At 63.6% G+C, this 20,774-nt stretch carries 23 protein-coding genes and 2 pseudogenes; 5 read left to right on the top strand and 20 right to left on the bottom strand.

Annotated elements, in window-relative coordinates:
- Window positions 1-54: 54 nt before the first annotated feature.
- From ACIQCS_RS14655 to ACIQCS_RS14640, 4 genes and pseudogenes are all read right to left on the bottom strand, one after another.
- A pseudogene (locus ACIQCS_RS14655) lies at window positions 55-588 on the bottom strand (glutathione S-transferase family protein); the annotation flags it as partial.
- Between the two features lie 139 nt (window positions 589-727).
- Window positions 728-1,267, bottom strand: coding sequence for a peptide-methionine (S)-S-oxide reductase MsrA (gene msrA, locus ACIQCS_RS14650; protein ID WP_142172126.1), 540 nt, complete (start codon window positions 1,265-1,267; stop codon window positions 728-730).
- A gap of 1 nt (window position 1,268) precedes the next feature.
- Complete coding sequence (gene msrB / locus ACIQCS_RS14645) at window positions 1,269-1,712, bottom strand: peptide-methionine (R)-S-oxide reductase MsrB (RefSeq protein ID WP_066114554.1); 444 nt, start codon at window positions 1,710-1,712, stop codon at window positions 1,269-1,271.
- A 146-nt stretch (window positions 1,713-1,858) separates the two neighbouring features.
- On the bottom strand, window positions 1,859-2,818 hold the full coding sequence (locus tag ACIQCS_RS14640) for a LysR family transcriptional regulator (RefSeq protein WP_066114555.1): 960 nt from the start codon (window positions 2,816-2,818) through the stop codon (window positions 1,859-1,861).
- Between the two features lie 143 nt (window positions 2,819-2,961).
- On the opposite strand from ACIQCS_RS14640, the gene ACIQCS_RS14635 reads away from it, so the two are divergent.
- A complete protein-coding gene (locus tag ACIQCS_RS14635; RefSeq protein ID WP_142172124.1) occupies window positions 2,962-4,194 on the top strand; it encodes a bifunctional alpha/beta hydrolase/OsmC family protein in 1,233 nt (410 codons plus the stop codon).
- Window positions 4,195-4,253: 59 nt separating this feature from the next.
- Window positions 4,254-4,760, top strand: a complete 507-nt coding sequence (gene msrA / locus ACIQCS_RS14630) for a peptide-methionine (S)-S-oxide reductase MsrA (RefSeq protein WP_142172216.1) — start codon at window positions 4,254-4,256, stop codon at window positions 4,758-4,760.
- Between the two features lie 83 nt (window positions 4,761-4,843).
- Here the strand turns inward: msrA (ACIQCS_RS14630) and ACIQCS_RS14625 are convergent, their stop codons facing one another.
- Window positions 4,844-5,338 carry a MarR family winged helix-turn-helix transcriptional regulator gene (locus tag ACIQCS_RS14625; RefSeq protein ID WP_198149082.1) on the bottom strand — a complete coding sequence of 165 codons (495 nt, stop codon included), beginning with the start codon at window positions 5,336-5,338 and terminating at the stop codon, window positions 4,844-4,846.
- A 325-nt stretch (window positions 5,339-5,663) separates the two neighbouring features.
- Window positions 5,664-5,825, bottom strand: a pseudogene (locus ACIQCS_RS14620) (ribose 5-phosphate isomerase A); the annotation flags it as partial.
- 265 nt (window positions 5,826-6,090) lie between these two features.
- On the opposite strand from ACIQCS_RS14620, the gene ACIQCS_RS14615 reads away from it, so the two are divergent.
- A complete protein-coding gene (locus ACIQCS_RS14615) occupies window positions 6,091-6,579 on the top strand; it encodes a YkgB family protein (RefSeq protein ID WP_066114561.1) in 489 nt (162 codons plus the stop codon).
- A gap of 73 nt (window positions 6,580-6,652) precedes the next feature.
- Here the strand turns inward: ACIQCS_RS14615 and ACIQCS_RS14610 are convergent, their stop codons facing one another.
- Together ACIQCS_RS14610 and ACIQCS_RS14605 are read right to left on the bottom strand one after the other, a co-directional pair.
- Entirely contained in the window at window positions 6,653-7,612 is a 960-nt protein-coding gene (locus tag ACIQCS_RS14610) for a YeeE/YedE thiosulfate transporter family protein (protein WP_083954934.1), read from the bottom strand.
- A 26-nt stretch (window positions 7,613-7,638) separates the two neighbouring features.
- Window positions 7,639-8,238, bottom strand: coding sequence for a MarR family winged helix-turn-helix transcriptional regulator (locus tag ACIQCS_RS14605; RefSeq protein ID WP_232312007.1), 600 nt, complete (start codon window positions 8,236-8,238; stop codon window positions 7,639-7,641).
- A gap of 190 nt (window positions 8,239-8,428) precedes the next feature.
- On the opposite strand from ACIQCS_RS14605, the gene ACIQCS_RS14600 reads away from it, so the two are divergent.
- Window positions 8,429-9,331, top strand: coding sequence for a LysR family transcriptional regulator (locus ACIQCS_RS14600; RefSeq protein ID WP_066114562.1), 903 nt, complete (start codon window positions 8,429-8,431; stop codon window positions 9,329-9,331).
- Here ACIQCS_RS14600 and ACIQCS_RS14595 read toward each other — a convergent pair.
- The 12 genes from ACIQCS_RS14595 to ACIQCS_RS14540 all read right to left on the bottom strand — a co-directional run bounded on the left by ACIQCS_RS14595 (window position 9,328) and on the right by ACIQCS_RS14540 (window position 19,980).
- A complete protein-coding gene (locus ACIQCS_RS14595; RefSeq protein ID WP_174076590.1) occupies window positions 9,328-9,564 on the bottom strand; it encodes a DUF2274 domain-containing protein in 237 nt (78 codons plus the stop codon). The two genes, ACIQCS_RS14600 and ACIQCS_RS14595, sit on opposite strands and share 4 nt — an antisense overlap.
- Window positions 9,564-10,787 carry a TrbI/VirB10 family protein gene (locus ACIQCS_RS14590; protein ID WP_066114567.1) on the bottom strand — a complete coding sequence of 408 codons (1,224 nt, stop codon included), beginning with the start codon at window positions 10,785-10,787 and terminating at the stop codon, window positions 9,564-9,566. The genes ACIQCS_RS14595 and ACIQCS_RS14590 overlap by 1 nt, the downstream gene beginning before the upstream one ends.
- Window positions 10,784-11,833 (bottom strand): P-type conjugative transfer protein TrbG, encoded by a 1,050-nt coding sequence (gene trbG, locus ACIQCS_RS14585; protein WP_011191356.1) that lies wholly within the window; start codon window positions 11,831-11,833, stop codon window positions 10,784-10,786. Before trbG ends, ACIQCS_RS14590 begins: the two co-directional genes overlap by 4 nt.
- Window positions 11,830-12,513 (bottom strand): conjugal transfer protein TrbF, encoded by a 684-nt coding sequence (gene trbF / locus ACIQCS_RS14580; protein ID WP_066114569.1) that lies wholly within the window; start codon window positions 12,511-12,513, stop codon window positions 11,830-11,832. The genes trbG and trbF overlap by 4 nt, the downstream gene beginning before the upstream one ends.
- Window positions 12,513-13,877 carry a P-type conjugative transfer protein TrbL gene (gene trbL / locus ACIQCS_RS14575; protein WP_174076592.1) on the bottom strand — a complete coding sequence of 455 codons (1,365 nt, stop codon included), beginning with the start codon at window positions 13,875-13,877 and terminating at the stop codon, window positions 12,513-12,515. Before trbL ends, trbF begins: the two co-directional genes overlap by 1 nt.
- A 4-nt stretch (window positions 13,878-13,881) precedes the next feature.
- Window positions 13,882-14,271: a putative entry exclusion protein TrbK-alt gene (gene trbK-alt / locus ACIQCS_RS14570; RefSeq protein WP_066115944.1), complete on the bottom strand. Its 390-nt coding sequence runs from the start codon at window positions 14,269-14,271 to the stop codon at window positions 13,882-13,884.
- Window positions 14,272-14,281: 10 nt separating this feature from the next.
- A complete protein-coding gene (gene trbJ / locus ACIQCS_RS14565) occupies window positions 14,282-15,052 on the bottom strand; it encodes a P-type conjugative transfer protein TrbJ (RefSeq protein ID WP_066115942.1) in 771 nt (256 codons plus the stop codon).
- A complete protein-coding gene (gene trbE, locus ACIQCS_RS14560) occupies window positions 15,049-17,505 on the bottom strand; it encodes a conjugal transfer protein TrbE (protein WP_066115940.1) in 2,457 nt (818 codons plus the stop codon). Before trbE ends, trbJ begins: the two co-directional genes overlap by 4 nt.
- A 12-nt stretch (window positions 17,506-17,517) precedes the next feature.
- Complete coding sequence (locus ACIQCS_RS14555; RefSeq protein WP_066115938.1) at window positions 17,518-17,799, bottom strand: VirB3 family type IV secretion system protein; 282 nt, start codon at window positions 17,797-17,799, stop codon at window positions 17,518-17,520.
- Window positions 17,799-18,131, bottom strand: a complete 333-nt coding sequence (locus ACIQCS_RS14550) for a TrbC/VirB2 family protein (RefSeq protein ID WP_066115936.1) — start codon at window positions 18,129-18,131, stop codon at window positions 17,799-17,801. The genes ACIQCS_RS14555 and ACIQCS_RS14550 overlap by 1 nt, the downstream gene beginning before the upstream one ends.
- Window positions 18,128-19,111, bottom strand: coding sequence for a P-type conjugative transfer ATPase TrbB (gene trbB / locus ACIQCS_RS14545; RefSeq protein ID WP_066115934.1), 984 nt, complete (start codon window positions 19,109-19,111; stop codon window positions 18,128-18,130). Before trbB ends, ACIQCS_RS14550 begins: the two co-directional genes overlap by 4 nt.
- A gap of 278 nt (window positions 19,112-19,389) precedes the next feature.
- Window positions 19,390-19,980 (bottom strand): TetR/AcrR family transcriptional regulator, encoded by a 591-nt coding sequence (locus ACIQCS_RS14540; protein WP_066115958.1) that lies wholly within the window; start codon window positions 19,978-19,980, stop codon window positions 19,390-19,392.
- Window positions 19,981-20,055: 75 nt separating this feature from the next.
- Between ACIQCS_RS14540 and bdcA the strand changes: the two genes are divergently transcribed.
- On the top strand, window positions 20,056-20,769 hold the full coding sequence (gene bdcA / locus ACIQCS_RS14535) for an SDR family oxidoreductase (RefSeq protein ID WP_066115956.1): 714 nt from the start codon (window positions 20,056-20,058) through the stop codon (window positions 20,767-20,769).
- Window positions 20,770-20,774: the final 5 nt, after the last annotated feature.

Here is a 20,774-nt window from a genome sequence, read left to right as displayed (position 1 = left end):
GTAGAATTCGACCAGCGCATTCACCCAGCCAAACGTCGCAATGTCCGCGATCTAGAACTCATCGACAATCCATTCGCGGCCCTCCAGCCGGTGATCCAGGACCCCGAGAAGACGCCTGGATTCATCAACAAAGCGCTGCCGAGGTCGCTTGTCCTCATAGTCCTTGCCGGCAAATCGCAGGAAAAAGCCTAGCTGTCCGAAGGTCGGCCCAACGCCCGACACCTGAAAGAACACCCAGGCCAGGGTCTCGTACCGCTGGGCGGGTGTTGTTGAGATGAGCTGCCCCGTCTTGTCGGCCAGATAGATGAGGATCGCACCGGTTTCCCATATGCCAATGGGCTGGCCGTCAGGGCCAGCCGGATCGATGATCGCGGGTATGCGGCCGTTGGGATTCAACGACACGAACGCTGGGTCCTTCGACTCGTTGTTCGAGATGTCGACGAAGTGGGGCTCATACGGCAGGCCAGTCTCCTCCAGCATGATCGAAACCTTGACGCCATTGGGCGTGGGAGCGGCGTAGAGTTGCAGGCGATCGGGATGAGATGCCGGCCAGCGCTGCGTGATCGGAAAGGACGAGAGGTCTGGCATAAATCTGCGATCCTGTGCTGCGATGGCGACTGAATGGAACCGCCCGTCTCTCTGAAGCAGGGTTCGGCGACCGCGTCGTTGAACGACGCGGTCGCGAAGATTGCGAACCGGACCGGTGCAGCGGCAACGGCAGTGAAGCCTATTCCGCTGCAGTCCCGGCCGCGGGCTGCACGTCGTCAGCCTTTTGACGCTTCGGAAGCACCCAGCCGGGACGGACGAAGTGGCAGGTGTAGCCGCCCGGCCGCTTCTCCAGATAATCCTGGTGATCCGGCTCGGCCTCCCAGAAATCGCCGACCGGCTCGACCTCGGTGACCACCTTGCCATCCCATAGCCCGGAGGCATCCACATCGGCGATCGTATCCTCGGCGACGCGCTTCTGCTCCTCGTCGACGTAATAGATGCCCGACCGGTAGGAGAGACCACGATCATTGCCCTGGCGGTTCTTCGTCGTCGGATCGTGGATCTGGAAGAAGAATTCCAGGATGTTCCTGTAGCTCGTCACCGCCGGGTCGAACATGATCTCGATCCCCTCGGCATGCGTGCCGTGATTGCGATACGTGGCGTTCGGAACATCGCCGCCGGTGTAGCCCACACGAGTCGAGACGATGCCGGGCCTCTTGCGGATGAGATCCTGCATACCCCAGAAACATCCGCCTGCGAGAATTGCGCGCTGATGCATGTTAATCCTCCTCTACCTGATCGAGATATTCACCGTATCCCTCGGACTCCATCTCGTCGCGCGGGATGAAGCGAAGGGACGCTGAGTTGATGCAGTAGCGCAGACCGCCGCGGTCGGAAGGACCGTCCGGGAACACGTGGCCCAGATGGCTGTCGGCGTGTACCGACCTGACCTCCGTCCGGACCATGCCGTGTGCGCTGTCCCGCACCTCGTTCACGTTTGCGGGAACGATCGGCTTGGTGAAGCTGGGCCAGCCAGTACCCGAATCGAACTTGTCTGTTGAAGCGAACAGCGGCTCTCCCGACACTATGTCGACGTAGATGCCAGGCTCCTTGTTGTCGTTGTGCTCACCCGTGAAGGGCCTTTCGGTCCCCGAATCCTGGGTAATCCGGCGTTGCTCGGGGGTCAGGCGGTCAACTGCTGCCTGTGACTTCTCAAACTTCATGATAGTCTCCAATACTTAACCTAGAGAGCTAGGCACACTGTCATTTATCTTTGCAGTCATTGCGCCGACTATCGCAGTGCGCCTCAGATTTATCCAATACGCTGCGCGTATAGTTTCCATAGCGCCGAAGCTCTTCACGTCGTGATTCAGTTCCACTCGTACCGGGTTGCCAGCTGCGCGATGTTCCGTATCTCGACCGTTGCCGTGGAGCCGGATACTGTCGCGATCACGACTTCGCGCTCCAAGACAAATCCGTCGATCGGCCGAGTGACGAGGCCTTGCACGGTCGCCGATCGTTCCGGAAGAATGCATATGGCGTGGCCGTCAGCGACGACCCGTTGCACCCAGTCCTCGCGATCTGATCGAAAGCGAGGTCGCATGAGCAAGTCCCGTCGCGCGAAGTGATCGAGGATCCGATCGCGAAACTCGCATTTCAGGCGATCGACGAAAGGAAACTCGAGCAGGTCTTCGCCGCTCACGATCTCGTTGGCAGCCAAGGGATGGTTTGCAGAACAGCCGAGCACGAAGCGCTCCCAAAATAGAGGATGCACATCCAGCTTGCGTTCCGGTCTTGTTTCACGCGGCATGATGCACGCGTGGTATTTTCCTGAAAGCACCTCCGATGTGTCCTCGTTCGACTGGAGCGAGTGCAGCTTGATTTCGATGGATGGCATCTCCGCCAATGCGCTCTCGAAGAATGCCGTAAATTCCTTTGGTCCGACGGTGGGCGCGACGGCGACATCCAGCACGCGGTGCCCCCCCATCGCCCAGTGCTCCGAGTGATTGCGAACGCTCTTCATCGCGACCACCATGCGCCGGAATTCTGCCTCGACGTCATGGCCAAGGCCAGTCAGGCGGCTGTTCTTCCCGTCGCGATAGATCAGCGGCCCGCCAAGCTCATCTTCCAAGCGGCGGATCGCGCGGGTCAGACTTGGCTGTGACACACCGCTCAAGCGAGCGGCCGCTGTGAAATTCAGCGTCTCGGCCAAGTTGATGAAATAGCTGACTTGATTGAGTTCCATAGTCCTTTGGCCCATGCGCCTGACTGATGCCGCTTCCGTGAGACCGTCGGTGGAAAGCAGGCCGCAGAAGTATGCATGACGCATATAATCATGGTCCAGGGGCTTGTCTATATGCGCCAGACATATAAATGATACCCTGAGATGACGACTTCGGTTGGCGGTGCGCTCCGCTCAGCTCCGTTGAAGGTTCTGAGAGCGCAACCGCCAAGCCGCGTGCTGGAGGTTCGATGGACATGGCAGAAAAGACATTCACGTTTGCTAGTGGGGCTGGCTCTCAGCTTTCCGGGCACCTCGAACCGCCGGAAGGGACGCCGCGGGGCTGGGCGATCTTCGCCCACTGCTTCACCTGCGGGAAAGACAGTCGCGCCGCCGTTTACATCTCGCGCGCGCTGTCGCGTGCGGGCATCGGGGTCTTGAGGTTCGATTTCGCCGGGACCGGGATCGGCGGTGGGACGGGAGAACCTGTGAACTTCGCGTCGGACGTCGAGGACCTTCGGGCCGCCGCAAAGGCGATGGCGGCGGCGGGCATGTCACCGTCCCTCCTCGTCGGGCACAGCCTGGGTGGCACCGCTGCGATCGCAGCCGCCGCCGACATGCGTGATATTGCGGCGGTCGCGACGATTGGTGCGCCGGCCGACCTTCAGCATATCTTGCGCCTCTTCGGACCGAATGATCTGGACACCATCGCGAGCGAGGGCGAGGCCTCGGTGGAGATTGCCGGTAGGCCCTTCCTCATTCGCCGAGGATTCCTTGAGGCGGTTGAGGGGATCGACGTCGAGAAGGCCATTGCCTCCCTGCGACGGCCGGTGCTGGTCATGCACTCTCCGCTGGATCAGGTGGTCGGCATCGACCACGCGTCGCGCATCTTCGTCGCGTCCAGGCACCCTAAAAGCTTCATCTCGCTCCACAACGCGGATCACCTTCTCACCGACGTCGCGGACGCGAACTACGCTGCGGCCATGGTGGCGGTTTGGGCGAGCCGCTTTCTCCCACCACTCACGGCGGATCTTCCACAGGTCGAGGTTGCGGAGGGCGTCGTCGCCACCGAAACTCTTGCAGGGACGTTCCAGCTCAAGGTCCGCAGCGGCGAGCACACTCTGTTCGCCGACGAGCCAGCATCGGTCGGTGGCCTCGGGACCGGACTATCTCCCTACGAGCTCGTATCTGCCGGCCTCGCAGCCTGCACGGTGATGACGATGCGTCTCTATGCGAACCGCAAGGGCTTTCCGCTCGAACGGGCGAGCACGACCGTGCAGCACGAGAAGGTGCTGGACATGATGCCGCCCGACCGATTCACGCGTACCATCGTCCTCGATGGGCCGCTGAGTGATGATCAGCGCGCTCGGATTCTCGCGATCGCTGATCGGTGTCCGGTTGATTTAACTCTTGTCCGCGGTTCGGACGTGCAGACCGAGCTCTCGAGCACCAGCAAGGCCGCCGATCCCGAGAGGCTGACTTGACCGTGGCACACGCGGAAGAGGGCGAACGGACTGTGAGCCAATCACCTACCGGCAATGGGGTGGCCGCGACAGAGCGAGCGATTCTCGCAGGCGGCTGCTTCTGGGGCATGGAGGATTTGCTGCGCCGAGCGAATGGAGTGGTATCGACGCGTGTCGGTTACATAGGCGGGGAAATGCCTGATCCGACCTATGCGAGACATTACGGCCATGCGGAAGCAGTAGAAGTGACCTTCGACCCTTCCGTACTCAGCTATCGCTCTCTCTTGGAGCTCTTCTTCCAGGTCCACGACCCCACGACCTACGAGCAACAGGGCAGCGATGTCGGTCCGAGCTATCGATCGGCAATTTTCTATACCACCGAGGTGCAGAAGGAAATCGCGCTGGCGACCATCGCCGAGATTGAGGCATCAGGTCGTTGGCCTGGCCCGGTCGTGTCGGAAATCAATCCGGAAGAACCCTTTTGGGAGGCGGAGCCAGAGCACCAAAGATACCTGGTGCGCTATCCTGGGGGCTATAGCTGCCACTTCGCGCGCCCGACCTGGCGCTTGGATGGATCAGGTCAATGAGCAAGTCGGAGATGCTGTCTTAAATACCTGGCGAATGTAGTCGAAAGCGCGTCGCGTCGCTACAGGCCGCGACTGCGAGCCTTCTACGCGTCGTCGCTCTTCTCGCGGTCTACGCCTCGCTCATACAATTCGGCATCAATGGGGCAGTTCGTGCAACCCTCGTAGCAGCACAGCCGGCAGATGCGGTATGACTGCTCGAGGTTTTCCAAGCGATTGCGAAGAACGCGTTCAGCGATGTCCGATAAGATTTTCAGTTCGTCTGGATTAAGGATCGATAGCCCTTCGGCAATCACTTGATCGCGCGAGGCCAGGACCTCGTCGCTCGCGACCTTGCCAGTTGGAGTAAGATAGAGGGATCGCGCGCGCCCGTCTGTCGAATGCTCCCTACGCTCGATCAATCCCTCGGTCGCCAATCGATCCACTAGGCGAACGGTCCCTGCATGTGAAAGGCCCACCCCGATCGCAAGCATACGGATCGAGAGCCCGGGCTTGTGCGCGAGCAACGCCAGCGCGGAGGCGGCGGGTCCAGCTTCCGGCGCCCGCGATGAACTAGCGCGAACGATGTCGTCGCTGATCATGAGTGCGAACGCCCCGAAAATGTTTCGATCTCGAGGTCCATCCATTGCCACATCTATATGTGCGCGGAGCATAGACAGCAAGCCATACCGTGGTCCTCTTTCTCCGCGCGGCTTATGGAAAAACTCCTGTTTTAAAAGGGTTTCGGAGGATTCGACTGATCGAGCGCGCCGAAAAAAGCGGGTCCGGCTCGTTAAGGCCGCGGAACCGTTGATACCTGACGGCTATAGGGCAAGCCTCTTCGCTCGGAATCGCCGTAGGTCGCGCCCGAGAATCACTCCGCGTCAGCGCCGTCATCCAGGCCGCGCAGGTGTAGATCAGCGAGACCTAGCTTGCCCCACGGTGTCGCACTTCCATCGTTTCACCGCGCGCGACCACGATTGTATCCGTCTTATTGAGGAACAGTCCGTGCTCCACGACGTCGGGGAGTGCGGCGATCGCTGCTACGACTTCGGTCGGCCATGGTATCTCGTCCAGGGCCGCGTCCATCCGTACAGGCTGGACGTTTGCCAACAGGCTATAGGCCCAGCCGGAGCGCCAGCCCCATCAAGTCAAAATCCCGCAAGGTCGCGCGTTTGCTCAGTAAAGGCATCGCCGATGAGGGTGGCATCGTGAGGCAGCGAAGCGCGAGCCAACAGCCGCTTGACATATCTCGCTTATTAGTATATGCGTCGCGCATATACTGCAACGCCTGCCCGAAGCACGAAGACGTCGTTCGTGACGTTCCCACGGGACCACTGTTGAGGAATTTTAGATGAGCATTTTCGACCGTTACGAATTTTTTGTCCCCGAGCACGGTCGGAGGGATCTCGGCCTACTTAGATGGGCTCTCGTGATCGTATTTCTGTGGTTCGGCGCGATGAAGTTCACAGCGTACGAGGCCTATGGCATCGCCCCGTTTATCGAGCACAGCCCGATCATGAGTTGGCTGGGCATGTTCGGGACGCAGGGACAAAGCTATTTCATCGGCGTTATCGAGTTATCGACCGGTCTCGTTCTGATCCTTGGTGCATTTCGTCCACTCTTCTCTGCGCTAGGCGCACTAATGTCAGCAGCGACCTATCTGATCACGCTGACCTTTTTCATCACCACTCCAGGTGTCGCGGAGCAGACTGCCGGCGGCTTTCCTGCGATTTCGGCTGCACCAGGGCAGTTTCTACTGAAGGACGCAGTTCTGCTAGCGGCGTCCCTCGTGCTGCTGCGTGCTTCGGTCCGCCACAGAGGGGCGCTTGTGCCCTCGTGACTGTGGTCCTCTCGTGACGGCGGGCGCGCAAATCCTGCAGAACCTCAGCGGGGCAAGTCCTCTGTTGCCCTTGTCATGGCCCTGAAAGGCAGCGCCGGAATAACTTACCACGCGCTGCAAATCCGAAGACGATTGTCGTCGTCATCAGAAGGTAGGCGACTATCCCACCAGGTGAAAGTGTCGGAACCGCTGCGAGGATCAACCCATCATTCCCGCCGGGTATGAGCGCGATGCCGATACCCATCAATGTGCCGCCGACGACAGATCGCAGAATGCCATTCGCTGTCGGCAGTTGGAGACGCAGATTTCCTTGGCGAAAGGAGGCGGTAAGGGCGCCTGCGATCGAAGAGATCACCGCAGTGAGCGTGACCTCGCCGGCCGGCGACATTCTGAGAGGAAGGCCGCGTTGAATCAGGTCTGCGAAGGTCCAGGCCGGCGAGAGTGCATATAGAAGTCCACCAGTGATACCGAGTCCAATCATCGAAGCGCCGAACGACCAACCCGGCTTTGTTCGCAGAACGCTCTTCATGGAAACGAAAACGAGTGCCAGCACGAGCACAGCAAGGAAGGCTAGGAGAGTAACGAGGCCTGTTACGCTTGGTCTGGAGATCAAGCTTGGCCATGTTGCACCATCGCCGAACCTGCCATGGTCGGCAGCCAAGATGCCAATCGCCAATCCCAAGGGTAGAGCTAGAAGCCGCATCTCCCCATCCCCAAGCCGCGCCAGCGATCCGAGCAGGCATGTGTCATTAATGAGTGCGCCGAGGCCGAAGGCGATAGCGCCGATGAGCAGGAGGAAATTGATGCTGGTCGAGGGTGCGAGTGTTGCGCCCAGTATTCCCGTCCAGACTATCGGGACCGCAACCAGCCCTGCCGCTGCCGACGCTGCGAGAAATCCGACGAACATTCTCGGCGGCTGTCGTCTGTGTAACTCATGGGCGGCCACCACTAAACAGGTTCCGCCTTGGTTCGCGGCATATCCGAACCCGAAGGCAAGTACGCATAGAAGAAGTTCGAGCGCCAACGATCCCATTATATCAAGCCTGCCTGATCATATCGTCAGCCGTTCGGTGCGACGTTCCGGCGTCGTGAGCGCCCCGGCTTCGCTTTAGTACGGGAAGGCGCGATCCTGCTGTAGCTGCACAGATGGCAAAGGCTGATCGAGCCATCTTTGTCGAAGCCGTTTGCCACAAGGAGCCGCTCCGACAGCACGCCTAGAATGTCGAGGTCATTGGGCGACAGGGGCGAAGCACATTCGGAGATCACCTGCTCCCGTGCCTCGAGCAAGGCTCCCGTTATCTTCTTCCCCGAATTGGTGAGGTGAATGAAGCGCGCCCGCCTGTCGGCGATATGTCGTCGTCGTTCCACCAACTGTTCGTGCTCGAGCCTATCGATCAATCGCACCGTTCCGGCATGAGAAAGCCTGATCCGGCTTGCCAACACGCTGATCGGCAGTCCGGGCTCCAAGCTGAGAAACACCATCACTGCGGTCGCCGGACCGCTTGGTGAAAACGAGGCCGAGACACTGGCGATTCTGTCAGCAACCGCCAACGCGAGTGCACCAAAATGGTACTTGGCGACCTCAGGCTCCATAACGCAATAAGATATGCTTCGCGCATAGACTTCAAGCGTGTGAAAATGTATGACCGCCGCATGCATCTATGGCAGATTCGGACATGGTCATGCTCATTGAGGGGCTCAGCTCGGATTCCACATCCGAGATCAACGGACGTGCTTGTACCCCAGGCGCTAGCGGGGGTGGGCTCGATGAGAATGGACGTGCATGGGTGCCTCTCACCGGGCGCAGGCGGTTCGCCAATGAGATCGCCGGTATGATCGGACGGGTCTCATGCCCGATCTGACTCTTGATCTCCGATACCTGAAATACGCCGTTCAGGTCGCCGAGGCCGGCAGCTTCCGCCGAGCGGCGGAACGCCTATCGATATCGCAATCCACCGTCAGCCGACGTGTGCAGCTGTTTGAGCGCCAGCTTGGCTTTTCTCTCTTCAAGCGTACGCGAGCGGGGGCAGGGCTGACTCCAGAAGGTGAGCGCTTCCTTCAACAAGCGGTGGTGGGAGCGCGCTACCTTCGTAACGCCGCAACGGAGATCCGCTCCGCGCGAAAACTCAAAACCGGGCTAGTGAGGTTTGGAATGCTCGAAGCGTTTCCGGCGTGCCCGATCATCGACATTCTCGCGGGATTCAGAAATCGACATCCGACGATCGAGGTAAAGCTTGAGGAAGGCACTTCAGAAGAAAACTCTTTGGGGGTGAAGCGCGGGTTACTGGACGCAGCAATCAGCCTGAGTGCGAGCAAAAGCCCTCGGTTCCAAGTTCGACGTCTCTGCGAACCAGATCTGTTCGTGGCATTATCCCCGCTTCACGACTTGGCAGCACGACCACAGCTGTCGTGGGAGGACATTTGTGACGAAGTCTTCCTCGTTCGCTCGGATGGCGCTGGGCGTGAGCTCGCTGGCATACTCCGGCGCATGGTGGGCGCCGGAGACGGAGCGGTTCAACTCTCGATCCAACAAGTCAGCCGAGAAACCCTGCTGACGATGGTCGAACAGGGCTTCGGCTTGACCATCACCAGCGTGATCTACCGGCCGGATATTGCGTTGATCCCGCTCCCATCGGCGCGGGCGCCGACTGCCGCTATAATTTCCTCCAGAGACAACGACAATCCGACTTTGCCGCTGCTGCTGAAGTGTTTCAACACCCCCTCTAGCATTAGAGCGGGGACCACGGATTAATCGGCGCTCCCCGGCGTCAACGTTCGCCTGGCTTTGGCGAAGCCACGGTCTGTCGCGATGAACCGTTGTAACATCGGGACGATTAACCGAGCTGGGTCAACAGCGGACTGACCTTGCTCTCGGCCCAATAGGTGGGCGTAGTCAACAAGGTCCTGGTGGAGAGCTGCGGGTAGCTCGACCTGTACCTTAAGTGGCTTTTCGTCCGCGATGGGGCCTAGCTTCAGCTTCGCCATCAATATCCTCCATATGGCTCCAGCACCAAGTCTCGCGTCACGATAACGCGCACGGGAAATCCGGGCCGAATAGTGATCGTGGGCGCGACGTTGAGCTGACGCCTTACAATCTGCTGCCCTGCGTCGTTGATGGTGTCCTGCCCACCGTTCCGGATCGCCTGAACGAGCCGATCGTCGTTGTCGACCGCGAGTTCGGCGCCGACGCTCAGCAGTGTCGACAATCCCGCAGCCTTGGCCAGATCCCACCAATGGTAATCGACGCCATCCTGAAGCCCGGCGAACCCTTCAGCGTCAGCACCAGGCTGGCGCTCGAGAACGATCGATCGCCCGTTCGGGAAGACGAGCCGAGTCCAGACGAGCAGGACGCGGCTCTGGCCGAACTGCACGTTGTTGTCGTACTGCCCGACCACACGAGTGCCTTGCGGCACAAGCAAGATACGGCCGGTCGGGCTGTCGTAGATGTTTTCGGTGACCTGCGCGGTGATCTGGCCGGGTAGATCGGATCGGATGCCGGTGATCAGCGCCGCGGATATCACTGCGCCCGCCTGAAGGACGTTCGGCGATACTGGCGCAGCGACGCGATCGGGCGCAACCGTCCTGCGATCGGCCGCTGCGTTCAAAAACGCGTTCTGCCGGTCCTGCGCCGAGGGCGTGGCGGGCGGCGGAGCGAGGCCAAGGCCCGCCAAATCCGGCGCCGGCGCGAGCGCTTGGGCAGCTCCCGCAGCAGCGGGTGCGCCCCGGCTTTCCGATCCGGAGAAGAGACGGCTGGTGCGCGCGGTCTCGATTTCCTGAAGGCGGCGCTGCTCTTCCGGGCTGATGCCGGGATTGGGCGTGGCCGTCCCGGGTGTGGGCACCGGCTGTCCGCGATCCTGGGTACTGAGGATCGGCCGGCCGAGGTCACCGGGAAGAGGGGGACCGAGCTGCGGCACGCCACTGTAATCTCGCGGCAGGCCGGCCAGTCCGTCAGCGGTCGAGCGGTTCTCGGTCGAATAGAGTTCGTCGTTCGGCCGACCGGCGTCACGGGTCTGAAGCGCGTAGATCAGCGCACCTCCGAGCCCGACGCTGGCGACAAGACCGAGGCCGGCGAGAACCTTCCGCGATAACCGGGTGACGCGGGGCGGTTCGGCCCGCAGCCGCATCGGCGCAGGCCCGACCGGCTCGCCGGTCAGGGGCTGCGCATCGTCGTCCGGCACTTCCTCATTCCGGGGCGGGTTCTCGCTCACGAGGTCGGCCTCCCGTCTGTGCGGACGATCCTGACGCGCTTCTGCTCGCGGCCGGAGCCGAAGCGAAGTTCGGCAGCCGCGAACAGACGATCAACGATCATGTGGTGGCCGCGAACGCGATAGTTCACCAGCTCGGAGGTGTTGCCCTCGGGGCCGACGACGAAGAGTGGCGGCATCTCGCCCTGACCGATGCCGCGCGGAAACTCGATAAAGACCTGGCGTCCGTCGTCGAAGGCGCGCAGCGGCCGCCACGGCGCACGGTCGCCCTCGATCGCATAGCGGAAGTTGACGTTCGCGAGATCGACGCCGCTCGCCACCGGCTGGGCCGCTTGCGCCTCGGCGTTCTGACGGCGCAGCGCAATGAGCTGGTCTTGCGGATACTGCCATGAGACCGACGCCATATAGGTGCGCTCTGTCGAGCGCAGTTCCATGTGATAGGTGCGCATGTTGGTGTTGATGACGAGGTTGGTCATCAGGTCGGCGCGGGTGGGCTTTACTAGGATGTGGATCTGGCGCGTTGCCCCCGATCCGCTCTCGGTGTCGCCGATGATCCAGCGCACTGTGTCGCCGGCGGCCACCGGGCCTGCGCCGACAAGCTGCTCCCCGGGTTGGAGCGCGATGTCGGTGATCTGCCCGACGGCGGTATAGACTTGATAAAGCGCCCCTTGGGTCCACGGGTAGACCTGCATCGAGTTAATGAAGCCGTCGCGCACCGGCTGGACTCGTGCCGCCTCGTTTGCCTGGTTGACGCGAGCGGTCGGATTAGAAGGCTCCGGGGCACGCCGCGTCTCCTCCACACGCTGCAATTGGCCAGGCAGCGGCAGCGGCCGGGGCAGCTCGACCACGGTGACCGGCGCGGGTGGATCGACGGTCTGCACCGCCGGAGCCGCATTGTCGTAGGAAATCTCCGGCGGCGGATTGGTGGTCGCGCAGCCCGCGAGCGCGGTCGCCGCTAGCAGAACGACCGGGAATGCGGCTCTACGGAGAGCCGGGAGTACGTGTGTGTGTGAAGCCGGGTTTCCGGCTTTACGGAAATACGGCTTCATTGCCCAAGCTCCCGTGACCAGTTGATGGCGTTGACGTAGATGCCGAGCGGGTTCGCCCTGAGCCGGTCGGCGTTTCGGGGGATCTGCACGACGATCGTCAGGATCGCGGTCCAGCGCGTGGTCTCGGCGAGCTGGCCATTTTCGTATCGGCGCTCGACCCAGGCGACGCGGAAACTGTCCGGGGACGCGCGGATGACGCTGGAGACGTCGACAGCGACCTGCTGCCGGCCGACCCGTGTAAAGGGGTCGTTGGAGCGGGCGTAGTCATTGAGCGCCATGGCGCCGCGGTCAGTCGTGAAGTCGTAGGCGCGCAGCCAGTTCTGCCGGACGATGATCGCATCGGCCGGAATGCTCCGGACCTGCTCGATGAAGCGCGCTAGGTGGAAGGCAATCTGCGGATCGGTCGGACGATAGTCGGCCTCGGCGGGCGCGACGGCCTGCGCCTGACCGATGCGATCGACTTGGACCACCCAGGGTACGATCGTCCCGCGTGCTGACTGCACGACGAGCGCGGTGGCGAACCCGGCCGACAGGATCAGCGAGCCGAACGCCATGAGCCGCCAGTTCTTGGCCTGCACGCGCGAGGCGCCGATGCGCTCATCCCAGACCTGGGTGGCGCGTTGATAGGGCGTCGCCGGCTCGGGGGCCTTGCCATAATGGGTAGAGGGTCGTTTGAACATCAGCGATCGCCTTCGGAAAGATTGATGGAAGAGCCGCCGCCGTGGGCGTCGCCGGAGCGGACGGCATGGGCCGTGGCCTGGACGGCATGGGTCATGTGCTGGGATCGGCGCATCCGCTGCGCCCAGGCCGGCGGACCGCCGGCGTTCGCGGAACCGGCGGCAGCGGCGCCATCACCGGCCGCGTCACCGCCGATCGAGCCCATGGTGGAAGTGCCGCCTGTCGCCTCAAAGGCGGCCTTGCCGCCAGCGTTGAAGCTTGAGCGCATGCTTTCGGCGGCACGCGACGCAGTGCGGCGCAGGGGTGAGACGGCGGCGCTGCCGCCGGCACGGGCGACCCCGCTGAGACCGGAAGCGACGCCGGCCGCGCCGGACTGCCCGGCTGCGCCAAGGCTGTAAGCGGTGGACGCGCCGCCAGCGATCGCAGCACCGCCACGAGCGGCGGCGGCCGCACCACTGGCCAGCGCAGCGCCACCCGACGCGGCGGCGCCGACGGCGCCAGCGCCGAGCGCGACCATGCCGCCTGCGGCCAGGCCAGTGCCGACTGCTGCTCCGGCGCTGAGCTGGGGACCACCGGAGACGATGCCGCTTGCAATACCGGGACCGAAGATGCCGAGGCCGAGCAGCGACAGCGCGGCGAGCACGATCGCCATCGCTTCGTCGATTGTCGGGTTCTGGCCGCCGAAACCGGATGTGAATTCTGAGAAGAGCGTCGAGCCGATGCCGATGATGACGGCCAGCACCAGCACCTTGATGCCGGAGGAGATGACGTTGCCGAGCACGCGTTCGGCCATGAAGGCCGACTTGCCGAACAGGCCGAACGGGATCAGCACGAAGCCGGCGAGCGTCGTCAGCTTGAACTCGATGAGCGTGACGAAGAGCTGGATGGCGAGGATGAAAAAAGCGAGCAGCACCAGCGCCCAGGCCAGGAACATGCAGGCGATCTGGATGAAGTTCTCGAAGAACGACCAGTAGCCCATGAGGCTGGAGATGGAATCGAGCAGCGGCCGTCCGGCGTCGAGCCCGGTCTGAGCGACCTTGCCAGGGCGCAAGAGGTCGGCCGTGGTGAACCCGGTGCCGCTAGCCTTCAGGCCGAGGCCGGCGAAGCTCTCGAAAATGATCCGGGCGAGGTTGTTCCAATTACCGATGATGTAGGCGAACACGCCGACGAACAGCGTCTTCTTCACCAGGCGGGCCATGATGTCGTCGTCGGCGCCCCAGCTCCAGAACAGCGCCGCCAGCGTCACGTCGATGACGATCAGGGTGGTGGCGATGAAGGCGACTTCGCCGCTGAGTAGCCCGAATCCGCTGTCGATGTAGCGGGTGAAGACCTCAAGAAAATGGTCAATGACGCCGGTGCCGCCCATGATCTTATCTCGCCTCGTCGAGCTGCGGCGGCGCGATCGGTGCGGCGGGCTCGAAGGCCGGCTGATCGGTGCGGTCCGATTGGGGTATGAGAGTGTTTCGCGGCGCTGGCGGGATGTCCGGCAAGCGCTCGGTAGGTCGCGCGCCGGGCGCGAGGAAGCGGTTGCGGTTTTCGGCCCAGGCCCGCAGGCACGCCGGATCGCGCGGCCCCGCTTCGCCGAGCACCTGGCAGCGGATCAGTTCGTCGCGCAACGGATCGCCCTGCGCTTGGGTGGTCCGGTCGGACGGCCACGCCTCCCGCACTTCCTCTTTCCGGTTCATCTCGATCGCGGTCGCAGTGATCGCGACGGCCACGAACACGACAGCGCCGAGCCGTGCGAGCATCTTGCCGTCCATGGCCGCGCCCTCAGTTGCCGTTCGGGAACATGCGGGCGTTGCCGGGCTGATAGCCGGTGCCCGGCGTCAGGAACCGTCGGCGCTGTTCGCGACCCTGTTCGGCCGCGGCAGATCGCTCGGCCTCGGACAGGCTTTGCGCCCGGCCGTTGGCGGCAACGACGGCGGTGAGATCGGCAAGCTGCTGCGCTTGCAGCGCGAGAAGCTGGTTGCCGGCCTGCGTCGCCTGCAGCGCTCCCGTCGCGCCCTGGCTCTGGCCGACCAGTGACGACATCTCGGCGCGGTTGGTGTCGATGTTGCCGACCACGCCGGCTTGGACGCGCATGGCGTCCTGCAGGCCGCCGACCGTGTTCTGCCAGCGCTCCCGCGCCTGCGCCACGAGCGCCTGGTCGGAGGCGGACATGGAGGCGTTGCCGTAGGTCGACGTGAACGCCTGGTCGATGCGCTGGACGTCGTAGGCGATTCCTTGCGCCTGTTGCAGGAGCTGCTGGGTGCGCTGAACCGACTGCTGAAGCTGCTGGAGCGAGGAGTATGGCAGGCTGGCGAGGTTGCGGGCCTGGTTGATCAGCATCGTCGCTTCGTTCTGAAGCTGGGTGATCTGCTGATTGACCTGCTGGAGGGTGCGCGCCGCCGTCAGGACGTTCTGCGCATAGTTGGTCGGATCGTAGACGATCCATTGCGCAGCGGCGGGAGTGCTGAGGATCGGCGAAAGCGCGATCGGCGCGGCAAGCAGCGCTGCGGTGATACGCAGTGCAAGCGAGCGGGATTGAGTAGAACGGGTCATGGGCGTGTCTCCGGATCGGTTTGGGGGATGACATTGGTGAGGTCGGCGATGAGGTCCGCGGCCCAGGCAAGCCGGTTCTCGGCGAGCCACTCAGCGAGGAAGCCATCCGTGCCGCTGCGGGCGTGAACGTCCGCGATCAGCGCCTGGTGCTGCTTGGACGACGCGGCGCAGAGCGCGAGCGCCACGTCCGACAGCCCCAGCTCGAACAGCCGGTTGCCGCGCCGCGACTGGCAGTAATAGTCGCGCTTAGGCATCGCCCGCGCGAGGATCTCGATCTGGCGATCGTTGAGCCCGAAGCGGCGATAGATGGCGGTGATCTGCGGCTCGATCGCGCGTTCGTTCGGCAGCAGGATGCGAGTCTGACAGCTCTCGATGATGGCTGGCGCGATCGCTGAGCCGTCGATGTCGGAGAGCGACTGCGTCGCGAAGATGACGCTGGCGTTCTTCTTGCGCAGCGTCTTCAGCCACTCGCGGAGCTGACCGGCGAAACCCTCGTCGTCCAGCGCCAGCCAGCCTTCATCGACGATCAGCAGCGTGGGGCGACCGTCGAGGCGGTCCTCGATGCGGTGGAAGAGATAGGCGAGCACGGCGGCGGCGGCGCCCGTGCCGATCAACCCTTCTGTTTCGAAGACCTGGACATTCGCTTCGCCCAGATGCTCGGCCTCGGCGTCGAGCAACCGGCCATAGGGACCGCCGACGCAATAGGGCCGAAGCGCCTGCTTCAGGTCGTTGGATTGCAGCAGGACGGACAGGCCGGTGAGCGTCCGCTCGTTGATCGGCGCGGACGCCAGCGAGGAGAGCGCCGACCAGAGATGCTCCTTCACCTCGGGCGTGACCGGCACGCTCTCGCGCCCCAGGATCGCGATCAGCCAGTCGGAGGCCCAGGCGCGCTCGGCGACATCGTCGATGCGCCCGAGCGGCTGAAGCGACACGCTGTCGTCTGAGCCTTCGGTGAGGCCACCGCCAAGATCGTGCCAGTCTCCGCGCATGGCGAGCGCGGCGGCGCGGATCGATCCGCCAAAGTCGAAGGCGAAAACCTGCGACTGCGAATAGCGCCGGAACTGCAGCGCCATCAGCGCCAGCAGCACCGACTTGCCGGCGCCCGTTGGCCCGACGATCAGGGTGTGGCCGACATCGCCGACATGGATGGAAAGCCGGAACGGGGTCGAGCCTTCGGTTCTGCCGTAAAGCAGTGGGGGTGCATCGAAGTGCTCGTCCCGTTCCGGTCCCGCCCACACCGCCGACAGCGGGATCATGTGGGCGAGATTCAATGTGGAGATCGGCGGTTGCCGGACGTTGGCGTAGACATGGCCGGGTAGTGAGCCGAGCCAGGCGTCCACCGCGTTGATCGTCTCGGGAATGGCCGTGAAATCGCGGCCCTGGATGACCTTCTCGACCATGCGCAGCTTCTCGGCGGCGACGCGCGGATCATCGTCCCAGACGGTGATCGTCGCCGTGACATAGGCCTGGCCGGCGTAGTCCGCGCCCAGCTCCTGCAACGCCATGTCGGCATCGGCCGCCTTGTTAGCCGCATCGGTGTCGACCAGCGCGGAGGCCTCGTTGGTCATCACCTCCTTGAGGATGGCGGCGATCGACTTGCGCTTGGCGAACCATTGCCGCCGGATCTTGGTCAGCAGTTTGGTGGCGTCGGTCTTGTCGAGCAGCACGGCCCGCGTCGACCAGCGATAGGGAAATGCCAAGCGGTTCAGCTCGTCGAGAATGCCCGGCGTGGTCGCGGTCGGGAAGCCGACGATGGTGAGGATGCGGACATGCGCGTCGCCCAGGCGTGGCTCCAGCCCGCCGGTCAGCGGCTGATCGGCGAGCAGCGCGTCGAGATACATCGGCGTCTCGGGCACGCGGACGCGATGGCGCTTGGTCGAGACGGTCGAATGCAGATAGGTCAGGGTCTCGCCGTCATCGAGCCAAGCGCATTCCGGCATGAAGGCGTCGATGAGCTGAAGAATGCGATCGGTGCGGTCTGCGAAGCCGCGCAGGATCTCGTGCGCATCGACGCCGGCGTGATCGCGACCCTCGTAGAGCCAGGTCTCTGCGCGCGCCGCGTCTTCGGCGGGCGGCAAATAGAGGAAGGTGAGAAAGTAGCTCGACTCGAAATGCGCGCCGGCTTCCTCGAAGTCGGCTTTCCGCTCGGCGTCGACCAAGGCCGACGCGCTGTCGGCGAACATGCTGGCGGGATAGGTCGCAGCGCCATGGCGCTGCGCCTCGACAAAGATCGCCCAGCCAGAGCCCAGGCGACGGAAGGCGTTGTTGAGGCGTCCGGCGACCGCGACCAGTTCGGCCGGAACGGCACTGTCGAGGTCGGGTCCGCGAAATCTTGCGGTGCGCTGCAAGCTGCCGTCCTTGTTCAGGACGATGCCTTCGCCGACCAGAGCGACCCAGGGCAGGAAGTCGGCGAGACGGGTATTGCGGTTGCGATATTCGGCGAGGTTCATCATCGGCGTCGCTCCTCAAACCGACAGGTGGCCGGGGATGCGCAAATGCTTGCGCACGACATCGACGAACTGCGGATCGCGCTTGGCCGCCCAGACGGCCGCGAAATGCCCCACGGCCCAAAGGCCCAGGCCGACCAGCCAGAGGCGCAGACCGAGGCCGAGCGCGGCGGCGAGCGTGCCGTTGAGAATGGCGATAGAGCGCGGAGCGCCGCCGAGCAGGATGTGCTCGGTCAGCGCCCGATGGACCGGGACCGAGAAGCCCACCAGCTCGCCATGATGATCCGCGCCGTTGGCCATCAAACGAGCGCCCCGCCGCCGAACGAGAAGAAGGATAGGAAGAAGCTGGATGCGGCGAAGGCGATCGACAGGCCGAACACGATCTGGATGAGTTTGCGCGCGCCGCCCGAGGTGTCACCGAAGGCCAGCGTCAGGCCGGTGATGATGATGATCATCACCGCGATGATCTTGGCGACCGGCCCCTCGATGGATTCGAGAATCGATTGCAGCGGCGCCTCCCAGGGCATTGACGAGCCGGAGGCGTGGGCGGCCGGCGCAAGCACCAGCGAGACGAAGGTGACGGACACCGCCGTGGCGATGTGGCGGCGAATGCGCAGAGCGTGCTTGATCATGACGGGTCTCCTGTGAGGGCCTGGCTTGCGGGGGTGACGCGGTAGTCGCCGTCGGGGCCAAGGCCCTCGATGCGGGCGAGTTCGGTGAGGCGGCGCGACGCGCCACGGCCGGAGAGCACGGCGACGAGGTCGATCGTCTCGGCGATCAGGGCGCGTGGGACGGTGACGACGGCCTCCTGGATGAGCTGCTCCATGCGACGCAGCGCGCCGATGGCGGTGCCAGCGTGAATCGTTCCGACCCCGCCGGGGTGTCCGGTGCCCCAGGCCTTCAATAGATCGAGCGCCTCGGCCCCGCGCACCTCGCCGATCGGGATGCGATCGGGGCGCAGGCGAAGCGAGGAGCGGACAAGGTCGGAGAGCGAGGCGACGCCGTCTTTCGTCCGCATCGCGACCAGATTGGGCGCGGCGCATTGCAGCTCGCGCGTGTCCTCGATCAGGACGACGCGGTCCGAGGTCTTCGAGACTTCGGCCAGCAGAGCGTTGGTGAGGGTCGTCTTGCCGGTCGAGGTGCCGCCGGCGACGAGGATGTTGCGCCGGTCGGCGACGGCCTGGCGCAGCGTCTCGGCTTGACCTGGGGCCATGATCCCGGCGGCGACATAATCGTCGAGCGTGAACACAGCGACGGCGGGCTTGCGGATCGCGAAGGCCGGCGCGGACACCACCGGGGGCAACAGCCCCTCGAACCGCTCCCCCGTCTCGGGCAGCTCGGCCGAGACACGCGGGGCGCCAGGATGAACCTCGGCGCCGACATGATGGGCGACCAGACGGATGATCCGCTCGCCGTCCGAAGGCGACAGCACTTCACCCGTGTCTGAAAGCCCTTCGGAGAGCCGGTCGACCCAGAGCCGCCCATCGGGGTTGAGCATCACCTCGACGATCGTGGGGTCTTCCAGAAACCGGGCGATCGCCGGCCCGAGAGCCGTGCGCAGCATGCGTGCGCCGCGAAGGATCGCCTCCGATTTCTGGTGGGTGGCCGCCACGTCGTCCCCGTTCTCTTGCGGGTCCGCGAAGTGCGGCCCTGGATCGGGGATGAGTAGAAGAGGCAGAAATCAGGGCATGACAACAACCATCATGTGGTCGTCGTACTGTGGCGTACAAAGACAGGGAAACGGCGGAGCTACCGATTACTTGCGAAATGTTTGGGGAAAACCATATCGCGTCGCGCTATCGAATTGGCCGCTATGGACCACGATCAGCCGGCTGCGGCTCAGCAGGCCTGAACCAAAAGCGGCTATCGCTTCGCCGATCAGCGCAGCTCTCAGCCCGGAAAGGCCTGCGCGAGGGCCAGACCGGCGAGGCGGGCAGTGGCAAGGAGTTGGTCCAAGCCGTGCCCGTTGCGGGCCTTGGCGGAAAGTCCGGACATGGTCGTGCTGACGAAGTCAGTCACTCGCTCGGCGTCCTCTGGGTAGCGGGCAGCGATGTAGTGGCGGATCATGCCTTCCGCGGCGAGGTTGAAGGCGCGCGCCGCCTCGCGCGCCTCTCGATCGTTGCAGCGGGTGCCTTCCAGCACAAGGCAGCCGGCAGCCGCGGGATCGGCGGCGTAGCGGCGGGCTGCATCCTCCAGCACGGCTGCGAGACATGCGGCCACGGGACGGTCAGGCCGCAGCAGGTCGGCGAGAGGGATGGCGTCAGTGTCGGCATAGCGGTTGAGAATGCGGGTGTAGAGGCCGGCCTTGTTGCCAAAGGCAGCGTAGAAGCTGGGCGGGTTTATGCCCAGAACCTGGGTAACGTCCGTGATGCTGACGGCGTCATAGCCGCGAGCGTGGAAGAGGTGCTGGGCGGTGGCAACCGCCTCCTCGGGATCGAAGCGCCGGGGCCGGCCGCGCGGGCGAGAGGTATTTGTAGTCACTATTACAAAACTCCTTGACGTGACCATCAGACGCTTTATGTAGTGCATCTTACATTAAAGCTCAAGGAGAGCCCGATGGCCGCGTTTCAAGGAAAGTCCGTTCTGGTGCTCGGCGGTAGCCGAGGAATTGGGGCGGCGATCGTCCGGCGCTTCGCGACGGAGGGTGCGGTGGTGACCTTCACCTATGCCGGATCGCGTGAGGCGGCGGAGCGACTGGCGGCCGAGACGGACAGCACGGCGATCCTGACAGACAGCGCGGATCGGGATGCGGTGATCGCGCGGGTGCGGGACAGCGGACCGCTCGACGTGCTGGTGGTGAATTCTGGCATCCTCGTCTTCGGCGATGCGCTGGAACAGGACCCAGACGCAATCGATCGGCTATTTCGGATCAACGTCCACGCCCCTTATCACGCTTCGGTAGAAGCGGCGCGGCGGATGCCGGAGGGCGGGCGGATCATTGTAATAGGTTCCGTGAACGGCGATCGTATGCCCAACCCGGGCATGGCTTCCTATGCGCTGAGCAAGTCCGCCCTGCAGGGAATGGCGCGAGGGCTGGCGCGGGATTTCGGGCCACGCGGCATCACCATCAACATCGTGCAGCCTGGGCCGATCGATACGGATGCGAACCCGGCAGACGGCCCGATGAAAGACCTGATGCACAGCTTCATGGCCATCAAGCGGCACGGGCGGCCTGAGGAAGTGGCGGGGATGGTGGCTTGGCTGGCGGGGCCGGAGGCGGGCTTCGCGACCGGGGCAATGCACACGATCGACGGCGCGTTCGGCGCCTAGCCAGC

The organism is Sphingomonas sp. NPDC092440 (genome assembly GCF_044754985.1).
In the GTDB taxonomy this organism is placed as follows: domain Bacteria; phylum Pseudomonadota; class Alphaproteobacteria; order Sphingomonadales; family Sphingomonadaceae; genus Sphingomonas.
This window is presented reverse-complemented; position numbering and strand designations above follow the sequence as displayed.